16 protein-coding genes are annotated in these 12,137 nt (G+C 64.3%); all 16 read right to left on the bottom strand.

All coding sequences use genetic code 11. The features are described from left to right. Positions 1-693: acylphosphatase (locus DH10_RS17065; protein ID WP_192385034.1), on the bottom strand; the 693-nt coding region annotated here is incomplete at its 3' end. A gap of 112 nt (positions 694-805) precedes the next feature. After that, positions 806-2,569 carry an enoyl-CoA hydratase-related protein gene (locus DH10_RS17060; RefSeq protein ID WP_192385033.1) on the bottom strand — a complete coding sequence of 588 codons (1,764 nt, stop codon included), beginning with the start codon at positions 2,567-2,569 and terminating at the stop codon, positions 806-808. A gap of 2 nt (positions 2,570-2,571) precedes the next feature. After that, positions 2,572-3,621 (bottom strand): hydrogenase expression/formation protein HypE, encoded by a 1,050-nt coding sequence (gene hypE, locus DH10_RS17055; RefSeq protein ID WP_192385032.1) that lies wholly within the window; start codon positions 3,619-3,621, stop codon positions 2,572-2,574. Next, on the bottom strand, positions 3,621-4,766 hold the full coding sequence (gene hypD / locus DH10_RS17050) for a hydrogenase formation protein HypD (RefSeq protein WP_192385031.1): 1,146 nt from the start codon (positions 4,764-4,766) through the stop codon (positions 3,621-3,623). The genes hypE and hypD overlap by 1 nt, the downstream gene beginning before the upstream one ends. Next, the gene (locus DH10_RS17045; RefSeq protein WP_192385030.1) at positions 4,763-5,008 is read right to left on the bottom strand and encodes a HypC/HybG/HupF family hydrogenase formation chaperone; all 246 of its coding nucleotides are present in this window, start codon (positions 5,006-5,008) and stop codon (positions 4,763-4,765) included. The genes hypD and DH10_RS17045 overlap by 4 nt, the downstream gene beginning before the upstream one ends. After that, on the bottom strand, positions 5,008-5,898 hold the full coding sequence (gene hypB / locus DH10_RS17040; protein WP_192385029.1) for a hydrogenase nickel incorporation protein HypB: 891 nt from the start codon (positions 5,896-5,898) through the stop codon (positions 5,008-5,010). Before hypB ends, DH10_RS17045 begins: the two co-directional genes overlap by 1 nt. Beyond that, positions 5,898-6,239 carry a hydrogenase maturation nickel metallochaperone HypA gene (hypA, locus tag DH10_RS17035; RefSeq protein ID WP_192385028.1) on the bottom strand — a complete coding sequence of 114 codons (342 nt, stop codon included), beginning with the start codon at positions 6,237-6,239 and terminating at the stop codon, positions 5,898-5,900. The genes hypB and hypA overlap by 1 nt, the downstream gene beginning before the upstream one ends. Further along, positions 6,239-7,318 (bottom strand): hypothetical protein, encoded by a 1,080-nt coding sequence (locus DH10_RS17030; RefSeq protein WP_192385027.1) that lies wholly within the window; start codon positions 7,316-7,318, stop codon positions 6,239-6,241. The genes hypA and DH10_RS17030 overlap by 1 nt, the downstream gene beginning before the upstream one ends. A 50-nt stretch (positions 7,319-7,368) precedes the next feature. After that, positions 7,369-7,959: a [NiFe]-hydrogenase assembly chaperone HybE gene (gene hybE / locus DH10_RS17025; protein ID WP_192385026.1), complete on the bottom strand. Its 591-nt coding sequence runs from the start codon at positions 7,957-7,959 to the stop codon at positions 7,369-7,371. 1 nt (position 7,960) lies between these two features. After that, on the bottom strand, positions 7,961-8,182 hold the full coding sequence (locus DH10_RS17020; RefSeq protein WP_192385025.1) for a rubredoxin: 222 nt from the start codon (positions 8,180-8,182) through the stop codon (positions 7,961-7,963). After that, positions 8,179-9,024 carry a hydrogenase expression/formation protein gene (locus tag DH10_RS17015; RefSeq protein WP_192385024.1) on the bottom strand — a complete coding sequence of 282 codons (846 nt, stop codon included), beginning with the start codon at positions 9,022-9,024 and terminating at the stop codon, positions 8,179-8,181. The genes DH10_RS17020 and DH10_RS17015 overlap by 4 nt, the downstream gene beginning before the upstream one ends. Before the next feature lie 26 nt (positions 9,025-9,050). Beyond that, positions 9,051-9,494 (bottom strand): thioredoxin domain-containing protein, encoded by a 444-nt coding sequence (locus DH10_RS17010; RefSeq protein ID WP_192385023.1) that lies wholly within the window; start codon positions 9,492-9,494, stop codon positions 9,051-9,053. Positions 9,495-9,498: 4 nt separating this feature from the next. After that, positions 9,499-9,831 (bottom strand): HypC/HybG/HupF family hydrogenase formation chaperone, encoded by a 333-nt coding sequence (locus DH10_RS17005; RefSeq protein ID WP_192385022.1) that lies wholly within the window; start codon positions 9,829-9,831, stop codon positions 9,499-9,501. Then, the gene (locus tag DH10_RS17000) at positions 9,831-10,520 is read right to left on the bottom strand and encodes a HyaD/HybD family hydrogenase maturation endopeptidase (protein WP_192355446.1); all 690 of its coding nucleotides are present in this window, start codon (positions 10,518-10,520) and stop codon (positions 9,831-9,833) included. The genes DH10_RS17005 and DH10_RS17000 overlap by 1 nt, the downstream gene beginning before the upstream one ends. A 453-nt stretch (positions 10,521-10,973) precedes the next feature. After that, a complete protein-coding gene (cybH, locus tag DH10_RS16995) occupies positions 10,974-11,684 on the bottom strand; it encodes a Ni/Fe-hydrogenase, b-type cytochrome subunit (protein WP_192385021.1) in 711 nt (236 codons plus the stop codon). A 9-nt stretch (positions 11,685-11,693) separates the two neighbouring features. Beyond that, the coding region (locus tag DH10_RS16990) for a HupE/UreJ family protein (protein WP_192385020.1) at positions 11,694-12,137 on the bottom strand (444 nt) is incomplete at its 5' end.

The following is a 12,137-nucleotide window of genomic DNA, read 5'->3' as shown; positions in this document are numbered from 1 at the left end:
GAACCCGCCGATGCCCTTGATCGCGACGATCCGCCCTTCCCCGATCAGCGCCGCCGCTTTCCGGATCACCGCCTGCGGGCCGCCGCCGACCACGACGCGGTCCGGACCTTCCAACCAGACGCGCGGGCCGCAGGCCGGGCAGGCGATCGGCTGAGCGTGAAAGCGGCGGTCGGCCGGATTTTCGTACTCGGCCCGGCATTCCTCGCATATCGAAAATCGTGCCATAGCGGTCGAGCGGCGGTCATAGGGGATAGCGTTGACGATCGACAGCCGAGGCCCGCAATGCGTGCAATTGGCGAAAGGGTAGAAATAGCGCCGGTTCTTGGGGTCGAGCACTTCCGCAAGACATTCCGGGCAGCAGGCGGCGTCGGGCGCGATGCCGGTCTTCACCTGCCCGCCCGCACTCGCCGCTATAGTGAAGCCGCCCGCCGGCCGCGGCCCCTCAAGCGTCGCCGCCTCGATCCCGTCGATGCGCGCCAGCGGCGGGCACTTCGCCTTTAGCCTGTCCGCGAAGGTCTCGAACTCGGCATCGCTGCACCACAGCGCGATCTCCACGCCTGCAGCATCGTTGCGGACATGGCCCGATAGCCCCATAGCGGTCGCGATGCGCCACACTGTCGGCCGGAAGCCAACGCCTTGGACCAGCCCCGTCACCCGGACCAGGCGTCCCTCCACTGCGGGCTCGGCGAGCATCAGTGCACCGTGCACACCATGCAAGAGACGTCGAAATCATCGCTCAGAACGCGCCGCAGCGCCTCCAGCGAGCGGATTTCGTCGTCAACGATCAATATGCCCGGCAGGTCGCTCACGATGCCTTCCTCCTCCCCTCCCGGCCGGCCCGCCAGGCGACGTCGCGGTGGCGGGCGATCGTCACTGGGGTGCGGGACTTCGGCACCTTGTGCACGAAATTATGCCGCGCGACGTGGTAGCTCGGATCGAAGCCGTAGAAATTGCGGCGCATCCGCGAAAGCTCCTCCTCGCGATAGGCCGAAAGCGGCTTGGCCGCCTCGTCGGCTGTGCGCTGGGCTTGTTTTTCGGTGAGCAACCGCGGAAACTCTGCGCTCCCGGTCAGCGCGGCAGCCGACGCCCTCACTTGCACCATGAACAGTTCGCATGCCCCCGCGAACACCCGGTTGGCCAGATTCAGATTCAGCGCCTCCTTCGCGCCCATCGGCAGGCGCGCCGCCGCGATCCGGCGGGCATTCTCAGACCCGCAGCAGCTCGGCAGGAGATAGGTCCAGAACTCCGAGCCGTAGAGATTGCCCATGTCCTTGTAATGCGGGTTGAGGATGACGCTCGAGCGCATCCAGACCTGGTCGGTGCCGCGGGCGAGAAACACGCCGCCCGCTCCCGCATTTCCGGCAAGCGCTGCTACGGTGATGTGGCTTGTCGTGCGGATGATCGCCTCGGCGAGGTCGTCGATGGCATTGATGTTGACCCACGACTCGTCGGCCGCGCTGTCGGCCGCCTCGATCCGGTTGAGGTCGAGCCCGTTGGACCAGAACTGAGGTCCTCCGCACAGCACGATCGCCCTGGTCGGACGCTCCGTCGCTTTTGTATAAACGTCCAAAAGTCTTCGACAGGCGTCTTTTCCCATTGCACCGTTATAGAAGGCGAAGTGCAGATAGCCGACCGCACCGTCTTCTTCGTAGATGATGTCCTGATATCCGCCCGGTGAATTGAGCGGGATCTCCGGCAGGCCTGCAACTTCCTTCGCGAAGACCGTTGTCGCCGGCAGCTTGAACGGGTGTGGCGAATTGGGGTGCCGGACATGGCCGATCCACAACGCGCCGTCGACTGTGACGAGGGCGATCGCCGGCCCGCTTCTGGCAACGACCGCTCCCGGCTCCAGGAGCGATATCTTGCCCCGTTCACCCCGCGAGAGAGGCACGTCACCCCTTGGTTCACGTGCCTCTCTCGCGTCGAAAAGGAAGACCGTTTCGCCGAAAAGGTTGTCCCGCACGCCGGGCGCGCCGTCCGCTGCTGCGATATTCTTCAGCACCGTTTCGGTCGTGTCGGCAGCCCAATCGATCCGCCGGTTCGCCTGTTTGATCGCGTCCCGCCACCGGCCCAGGGGCGCAACAGATAGTTCTTCCGGGGCAATTGGCTTTTCGCCCTGCTCGAACCGCGCGATCGCTTCGAGCACCGCCGTCACCGCAGCGTCGGTCACCTCGTTACGATAGAGGCTCGATTTCGTCGCCTTTCGCATCGCGAAGGTGGCGCTCGCCCAGACCGGCCCGGCATCCATTTCGGCCGCTGCTTCCAGCACCGTGACACCCCACTGCGTCGCCCCGTCCATCATCGCCCAGTCCAGCGCGGAGGGGCCGCGGTCGCCGACGATGCCTGGGTGGACGATCATACAGCATTGCTTTTCATAGACTTTTTTCGGGATTGCGCGCTTCAGGAAGGGGGCGATGACGAGGTCCGGCCGAAACAAATCTACCGCCTCGATGGTCCGCTCGTCGTTGACGTCCATCTCGACCGAGACCTCGTGTGCGTGCTCACCAAGCTCCACGAAAATCCTCTGGCTCAAGGCGTTGAAGGCGGTGACGAGAAGCAGAATGCGCACCTTCAGCAGATCCTCGGAAGCTGTTCCCCGGCGATCCAGTCGACCACGCGCATACCGCCAAGTCTCGTTTTCATCCGCACCAGCGCACGCTGGTCTGCGACGACTTCGCCAATGATTGCGGCATCCGGGCCCCTGGGGTGAGCGCGTATCGCGGCGAGCAAAGTCTCCGCGTCTTGCGCCGCGCAGATGGCAACCAGCTTGCCTTCGTTGGCAACATTCAGCGGGTCGAGGCCGAGCAGTTCGCACGCCGCCGCGACCTCCGGCTTCACCGGAACCGCCGCTTCCCGGATTACCATTCCGACCTTGGACTGCTGTGCGATTTCGTTCAGCGTCGCCGACAGTCCGCCGCGCGTGGGGTCACGCAGCGCCCGGATACCGGAAATGGCAGCAAGCATCGCCGCCACCAGATCGTGCAGCGGTTGGCTGTCGGAGGTGATTTCAGTGTCAAAATCAAGGTGTTCTCGCTTCGACAGGATAGCGACTCCGTGGTCGCCGATGGTGCCGGAGACAAGGATTGCATCGCCCGGCCGGGCATTGCTTCCGGAGACGTCAGTGCCGTCCGCCAGCACGCCAACACCGGTCGTGGAGATGAAAACGCCGTCGCCTTTGCCCTTCTCCACCACCTTGGTATCGCCCGCAACCACGGGTACGCCTGCTTTCCGGGCGGCGAAAGCCATTGAAACAACTATTCTTTCCAGTTCGGCCAACGGAAAACCCTCCTCCAGGATGAAGGACGCGGACAGCCAGAGCGGCCGCGCGCCCATCATGGCGACGTCGTTGAGCGTGCCGTGGACGGCCAGCGCGCCGATATCCCCACCCGGAAAGAACAGAGGCGAGATGACATGCGCGTCCGTTGCCATCACCAGGCGTCCGCAGACGGTGCCGAGCAGAGCCGCGTCGTTGCCCTGGGCCAGGAATTCGTTGGCCAGATGTCTTTGAAAGATATCCCGAATCAGCTCGGTCATCGCGCGGCCGCCCGCACCATGCGTCATGTCCACCACGCCGCGGACCGACGAGGTGGTGACGGCTAGCCTGGGATCGTTCGCGCTCATTATTCCGCCGCCTCCAACGGCTTCGGCTCGCGGAAACGGCCATAGGTCCAGTAGGCCGCGCAGGCGCCCTCGCAGGAGACCATGCATGAGCCAATCGGGTTCTGCGGCGTGCACACGGTGCCGAACAGTTTGCAGTCGGTCGGCTTCTTCACCCCGCGCAGGATCGACGGGCATTCGCAGGACGTCACCTCACGCGAAGCCTTGACCGACAGCTCGAAGCGCTTCTCGGCGTCGAAATCGGCATAAGCGTCGCGGATGCGCAGGGCGCTGTAGGGCACGGTGCCGAGGCCGCGCCACTCAAAGGTCTTGCGCAGTTCGAAGACCTCGCTCACCAGTGCCTGCGCCTTGAGGTTGCCCTCCTCGGTCACGACGCGGGTATATTCGTTCTCGACCTCGTGCCGGTCTTCATTGACCTGCCGGATCAGCATCAGAACGGACTGCATGACGTCCAGCGGCTCGAAGCCGGCGATGACAACCGGCTTCTGGAATTCCTCAGCAAAGAATTCATATGGCTGCGAGCCGATCACGGAGGAGACGTGCGAAGGTCCCAGGAACCCGTCGATCTTGACGATGCCCAGCTCGCGCACTTCCGGCGATTCAAGAATGTGAGAGATCGCGGCCGGCGTGAGCACATGGTTGCAGAACACGCTGAAATTCTTGAACCCCTCGGCTTGCGCCGTCTTGATCGCGACGGCCGTCGGCGGCGTCGTGGTTTCGAAGCCGATGGCGAAGAAGACGACTTGCCGCTCGGAGTTTTCACGCGCGATCTTCAAGGCATCGAGCGTTGAATAGACCATGCGGACATCCGCTCCGTCCGCCTTGGCGCGGATCAGGCTACGTTGCTTGATGCCCGGCACGCGCATCATGTCGCCATAGGTGCAAAGGATGACCCCGTGCCGCTCGGCGAGTTCCACCGCATCATCGAGGCGACAGATGGGAAGCACGCAAACGGGGCATCCGGGTCCGTGCACGAAATGCACGTTCTGCGGCATCAGGTCCTGCACGCCATAGCGAAACATCGCATGCGTGTGCCCACCGCAGAACTCCATGAAATGATAGCTCTTTTCCGGATCAGCCTCGGTCGCGATGGAGCCGGCGATGGTCTTCGCAAGCTCCTGGTCGCGATATTCGTCGACATATTTCACGCCGAATTCTCCTCCAGCTCCTCCTCCAGCACGCCCGCTTCGGCCATCAGCCGCAGAGTGCGCTCGGCCTCCTCGGGGCTCACCTTGTGGAGCGCATAACCGACATGGACGAGCACGAAATCGTCAAGCGAAACGTCTGCCACCAAGGCCAATGAGATGCGCTTCCTGACCGTGTCGAACGCGACCACCGCCATGTCGTCATCGAGCAGTTCAACGACGCGGGCGGGAATGGCCAGGCACATCAGGCTGCGCCCTTGAGCTCGGCCGCCAGCGGATGGCCGGTTAGCGCCATGGCGCGGGCCGCCCCGATCCAGGCCGTCCAGTCCGACATCCCCTCGCCCGTGCGCGCGGAAACCCTCAGCACCTTGATCCGCGGATTCACCTTTCGGGCGTTGGCGATGCAGGCCTCCACGTCAAAGTCGAGATGCGGCAACAGGTCGGTCTTGTTGAGGAGCATGAGATCGGCGGCGGCGAACATGTCGGGATATTTCAATGGCTTGTCCTCGCCCTCGGTGATTGAGAGCACCACCACCTTGTGCGCCTCGCCGAGATCGAAGCCTGCCGGACAGACGAGGTTTCCCACGTTTTCGACGAGGAGCAGGCCCCCTTCGGCAAGGTCGAGGTGATCTGCGGCATGGCCGACCATATGCGCGTCGAGGTGGCAGCCCTTGCCGGTGTTGACCTGGATCGCGGGCGCCCCGGTGGCGCGGATGCGGTCGGCATCGCTGGAAGTCTGCTGGTCGCCCTCAATCACGGCGATAGGCAACTTGCCCCTCAGTGCGTCGATCGTGCGGCAAAGCAGCGTCGTTTTGCCAGAGCCGGGGCTGGAGACGAGGTTGAGCGCAAGCACGCCGCGCTCGGCGAACATTTTTCTGTTCGCATCGGCATACTCGTTGTTCTTGGAAAGGATATCCTTTTCCAGCTTGACCATCCGCGCCTGGCTCATGCCCGGCGCATAGGTGCCAGCGGGGCCCGAGCCAGAATCGTGCACATGATGATGATGATGATGATGGGGGCCGTGATCATGATCGTGGTGGTGATCATGGCCTTCGTGGCCGTGATGATGGTGATGGCCATGCGCCTTGCCCTCGATCCGGACCTCGCCCTCGCCACATCCGCAAACAGTGCACATCAGCTCACCTCCAATTCCCTGATCTTCATTTCCTCGCCGCCGGTCACCTGCAGTTGATGGCTTCCGCAGTCGGGGCATGGATCGAAGCGTGCCGCGATCGGCACGCTCTGGCCGCAAGGCATGCACCAGGCCCTGCCTTCCGTCTCGACGATCTCCAGCCTTGCGTCTCCCGCCAGAGAGCCACGCATGACGACATCGAAGCCGAACTTCAGCGCCTCGACCTCGACAGCGGATAGCCGCCCGATTTCCAGGCAGACGCGGCCCACCTTCCGAAAATCCTGTCTGGCGGCCTCTTCCTCGAGGATGCCACGGATGCTCTCGCATATCGCCATCTCGTGCATCAGCGGAACCTCACATCGTAGCCGACGCAGGGGTCGATGGCGCGGACCAGGAGATCGGCCTGGACCGCCAGATCTTCACGCCTGGATGCAGCGAGCGCCGAAAGCGAGCGCGCGGCAATGCCGCTCTCAGCGAAATGAATGCTGGTCGGAGCCGTGATGGCGTAGTCGGCGATACGGTCGTCGTTCAAAACAATCCGATGTTCCAGCCGGCCGCGTGCTGCCTCGGCGAAGGCAGTAGCAAAGCGGCCCCCGTTCTCGTCGCGAAAGACTTCGCACGTCGGCACTTCGGACCCGTCCGCGACATCCCGCAAGGCCGCGAGCCCTCCGGCGATCTGCCCCGGCAGCTTCGATGCCTCGACCAAGCGGGCGGCCAGCCGTGCGGCCAGCCCGGCTCCACCGTTTTCGGAAAGGAAAGCGCGAACGAGCGGCGCACCAGCCTGCCTGGCGAGGGAGCTCGTGTCGGCCGACGCTTCCTTCGGCAAATGCCCGTTTCCCCCATTTGTCGTTTCGGGGTGGCCTATCATGGCCCAGCCCCTTGCCAAGACCGGCGCGATGAGGCGGGCCGCAACCGTACCGCGCTCCATAGCCCACTCCGCGAAGGCATCGCGATCCATCTCGCCAAGCGGCTTTTCGCCTTCGTAGACCACGGACTGCGTTAGATAGCCCGCTTCGGCGGCCGTTTCGGCGGCTTCCGCGCCCGGCATCCCCACGCATACGCCCGGAATGAATGCATCCCCGCCTGGAAAAAGCGCCTGCTTGAGGCGCTGCGGCAGGCCCATGGCCCGGCGCAGGATTTTACCGTCCGCAGGCTCGCCCGCGAGACTGGCAGTATCCAAGCCAATGCGCAGCAGGTGCTCGCGCAGCGTCTCGGCAAGGACAAGAAGCCGCCGCGCTTGTTTCGTGCGCCGGTCCGTCCCGATCTCCAGGGCCGCCTCGGCTGCCTCGACGCTCGCCGCCGATTGCGCAATACCACAGACACTGAACAGCGAGCCGATCGCCGAGACGACCTCCCTCGCCGGCCGGACTCGCACGATCGGGCCAAGCGCAACCGGGCGCGGCGGCATAACGACGGCTTCCACAACGCGACCGCCATCGCAGACGAGATCGATGGAGACGCGACCATCAACGCTCATGCGGTGGTCTCCTCCTTGTCGCCCAAACCCAACAGCCAGCGGCGGGTCAATCCCGCCGGCTGAGAGCTCGGGGGTGTTCCGGCTGTCTCAACCTCGTCCAACACGCTTGCGTCTTCCTCAGGTAGCCGGCCTTCCCAGACACGGACCATGTCGCCGTCTCCGTCTCCGTCTTCATCTTCTTCCGCCTCACGATTGAACAGTTCCGCAAGCACCTGCCGCCCGGCCTCTTGCGCACTCTCCTGGTCGGCGAATTCGAACATCGGCGAGAAGAGCGAGCACATGCGGTAGCAGCCGAGCTCCTCTTCATAGGCCTGGATGAACTCGAACCGGCCCGCCTGGGATGAGACATGCTCCTTCGTGCCCGTAGGCACGCGCGGCCCCGCTTGCCCCTCGCCAGAAGGTAGAAGCACGGGGTTCATGAACCAGGGCGTGACGAGAACCGCGAGCCATTCGCCCTGCCACTGCCGCCCGCCCACCGCGCTGACGCAAAGCGGCGGATTGAGGATCGGGATACCTGCCATCGCCGTCCGCTCGATCCCCTGAAACACGAACTCTAGACGGGCAGCGACGGCTTGCGAATGATCCATGTCAATCGCTCACGACCATGAAGCCCTGCTTGGAGCCGTCGCAGGTAGGGCAGCTCCAGTGCGCCGGCAGTTCGGCGAACGGCGTGCCGGGCGAGATCTGCCAGTAGTCGCAGCCCTCGGCCGGGTCGTAGACATGCCAGCAAATCCTGCATTCGAGCCGCGACATCGGCTCGATCTTGGCGTTGTCGCCGCCATAGGAACCGGCAAAGAAGGAGTCGTTCACTGGTAGACCTCCAGGATTTCGAGGAGTCGCTGGCGGCTGTCGGCAATATCCTCGGGCGCGGCGCGGACCACCTCCGGCAAGGCCGTGACCTCGATCGTGTTGAGGATGAGATCGTCGGTCGAATTGAAGAAGCGCACCCACCAGACGCCGCGCGTCGCCGTCGTGGTCACGCGGCAGTTGCCGTAGCCACGCGACAGCACGACCACCGGCCCGTGGCCAAGCAGGCCGTCGAGGAAGATCAAGTCCTCTTCAGTGTGCGGCAGCAGCGACAGGTTTATGACGTGCGGCCCGACGCCGGGCCCGACGAGCGGGATGCGGTCATTGAGCTCCGAAATCAGCGGCGGCGCGTTAAAGACGCCCATCGGATAGGTCGCCGACGTCGCGAGCGTATTGCGGCAACCGGCGAAGGCCCTCTCCAGCACGGCCGAGGGAAAGGCGCCGATCTCGACGAAATCGCGCACGAACCTGCCATCTGGTCCGGTCTGGCGCACGCGCCAGATACCGGCGAGCACCGACTCCTGCGCCTGCAGGTCGTCGCCGCAGATGATCGAGACCTCGCCCTCGCCCAGCGCCTGGTCGATCAGCGCACGATTGGCGCGGTCGAGGCCGAAAAGATCATGCACCGCGTTTTCGCAATCCGGCGAGGACCTGCCGAGGCTTTCCGCCAGCGCGGTGAGCACCGCCAAAGCAGCTTCGAGCCCGGCGACATTTTCCTTCTCCGGCAACACGGGTGCCGCAGAGGTCGCCATGGCCTTCGGCATTTCCATATACTGCAAGTCGCCGCCGTCCTCTTCGCCCGGCTGTGAACCCGGCCCGATTTCGCCGAATAGTGATGCTGCCATGGCGCGCCCTCCCCGGCCGCTTTCGCTCAGTGGAAATGATCGTGGTCGTGACGGTCGTGCGTCGCGCAGGCTTCGGGAAGCTCGAAAGGCCGCGGCGCGCTCGGCTCGCGCGTCAGTATGCCGGCGATCTCGGTGAGGTAGTCTTCCCAGTCGAGCACGCGCTTTATGGCGCCGAGATATTCGCCGTTCCTCAGGAAGACGAGCGCCGGAAAGGCGTTGAAGCGATAGCGGTTTTGCAGCTTGCGCTCGCTCTCCCGCGATACAACGGCCGGCTTGAACACGCCCTGGAAGGCCTGCACCAGCTCCGGCAGGATCACCGCCACATCGTTGCTCTCGGCGAGCCGCAGCCAGCCACCGGGGAAAAACAGCGCGGTGAAGTCGTGGGCCTCGGCGAATGCGTCGATGTTCGCCTCGTCAACCACCGGGATGCGGTGGCGCTCCATCATCATGGTGAGAACGGGTGAAAACATGGACTCAGGCGTCCTCCGTGCCTTGCGGTGAAAGGGCTTGCGTCGGCCGCAGATGCTCCGGCAGTTGCGGCTCGCGGCCGACCAGGTCGGCGAAGAGGTGGTCGAGGTCGGTGTCGCCGGCGAGCGCACGCTCCGTCGCTTCGATGGCGTCGGCGATCAGGCGCGCCGTCTCGGCGGTGACCGTCTCGCGCGCGGTGTCGAGGAAGGCGAGTATCCACGTACCCGCCGGCTGGTCGCCCACCAGTGTCATATCGACGCGCCGCGTGCCGCTGCGACCGGTGCACAGGGCAATGCCGCCGCTGCATTCAACCACCTGGAACGGAACGCCGATACACATCAGCCCTGCCCTCCGGACGATTGCAAAAGCGCGTCGACCTCGCGCTCGAAATTCGCCGGGCCAGCGAAGGCACTATTCGCGAGAAGCCGCGCGTCGCCGTGACGACAGGCTTCTTCCGGCCGGGGTCGACCGCTCTCGTAGATGCCGATGCGCATTTCGCGCGAGGCGAGCGTCTCTTCTTCGGCCAGCGGTTCGGTGCGCTTGGCGATCGTCGCGCCGTGCCGGGCGAGCCACTCGATGGCGATCTCGATTGCAGGCTCGATCTGAGCCTTCACCGCGGGCCGGAGACTGCCGCCGTAGTCGTCCAGCTCGACCGGTTGCACGCCGACGAGAAGGAGATGGGCGGGATAGTCACCCATCATCTCGGCCATGGCGAGAACTTCCTGAAAGCCAGTCTGGTGGAGCGAAATCTTCTTCACACCGAGGAAGGCCGGCACCTCGCCGCCTTCGACGAGCTTCAGCGTGCCGGGCGCCAAGCCGTAGTCGACCGCGTCGAACACGACGAGGATGTCGGCCTCGCGGATATGTTGGACGAGGTAGATGCCCTGCGTGCCGCCATCCATTGCCCGGACGTTGTCCGCCGTTTCGCAGAGCCGGTGGAACTCCTCCACCACGCGGACGCCGAAGCCCTCGTCGGCCCATAGCAGATTTCCGATGCCGAGCACGAGCACCCGTGGCGCGCCGTTCATTGGGAAGCCTCCTCCGTACCTTTTTCTTTCCAGCAGCAAGAGGCGGGCCAATTGGCCGGGGTCCGGCAAATGGTTGCGAATTAAGGGGTGATCTCTAGATAGCGAACGAAGCGGAAGGTGCGATTACGATTTTGCCGCACAGACGGAAAGTATCCTTCCATTAACGGGTGCGGCATCGGCCGGACTGAGAACCGACATTCCAGGCCGATGAAAAGTTTGCGTTCACTCGCCCACCCCACTTCGCCTCGCTCCGCACCTTTGCCCCTGAAAGGGATAGAGGAAGGGCGCTGGGCGTTGCGGTTGGCACTTCCTCTCCCCGTCGGACGGACGTCTACGGGGGAGGTGTCGAGGCGAAGCCGAGACGAAGTGTGGGTCGACTTGAAGGCAACCCCTCTTGAAGAAAAAAGCCGGCGCGGGCAAACACCCGCGCCGGCAGGTGAGGTCACGAAAGTCCTAGTGGGGATCACGCGGGGTACCGCTGCCCCGAAAAGTCCGCCAGCCTGAGAACATCGAGGAAATGATCGTCTGTCTCGACATGATGTCCTCGCGCACCGCGGTATAGATGTGGATGATGACGAAGCAGATGATCACCCACATGCCGAGATGGTGCCAAGTGTGGACGTCCTGGCTCTGACCGAACAGCGGGATCACCCGGCTCGAGAACAGCGTGTGCTGCCAGGAACCCATTCCGGTCCCTTCGCCGTAGAGTGCGAGACCGGTCACGATCATGAAGATGGTGAACCAGACGAACAGGATGTGCATGGCGATCGTGGCGAGCGGGTTGTGCGCCGAATACTTAATCGGCTCCCTGACCAGCAGGGCATACCAGAGCACCTCTTGCCAGACTTCTCGCCAGAAGCGGCCGCGCCAGACAGGCGGCAGGAATATCTGCCGGGCATGCTCGTTGCCGGCGAAGGCCCAGTAGATGCGGAAGGCGAAGCCAGCAATCAGGACATAGCCGGCCGCGAAATGCAGGTATCGTATCCAGCCGAAGACGAAGCTGGTGCTGGCTTCGCCGCCGACCGATGGCAGCGGCGAACCGATGAGGTAGCCGGTTCCGGCCAGCGCAAGGATCGCGACGGCGTTGACCCAGTGCCAGAGGCGCAGCGGCGCCTCGTAGACATAGACGGCCTCTTCGCTGTGAGATGTATGGTTCACGGTCATGGCCGCCTCCTATCCGCCGAAGACGAGCGCGGCACCCGAGCCGGCGACCAGCATGCCGAGGCCGGTTCGCAGCCAGGGCGATGACGCGATCTTGAGGCCGAGGCCGACGCCGAAGAGGTGGAGTGCTGCGGTCGACAGCGTGAAACCGCCGACATAGGCAAATGTTGCTCCTGCGGCCTCGCTGGCGTGCGCATGGCCGTGGAGCAGCGCGAACAGCCCGGCAAGGCCTATGCTGGCGATGCCCGGCAAACCTGCACCGAAAACGATCATCAGCCCGAGCGCCAGCACCGACAGCGCGATCATGGCTTCGATCGCTGGCAGGACGACGCCGACAAAGGCGAGCGCGGCGCCCCCGCTCATGGCCGCGAGGAAGGCGGCCGGTGCGGTCCAGGCCCGCAACGGCATGGCGACAGCCGACCAGACCCCGACCGCCGCCATGGCGAGCAGGTGGTC

It is taken from the genome of Mesorhizobium silamurunense, from assembly GCF_014843825.1.
Taxonomy (GTDB): Bacteria; Pseudomonadota; Alphaproteobacteria; order Rhizobiales; family Rhizobiaceae; genus Mesorhizobium; species Mesorhizobium silamurunense.
This window is presented reverse-complemented; position numbering and strand designations above follow the sequence as displayed.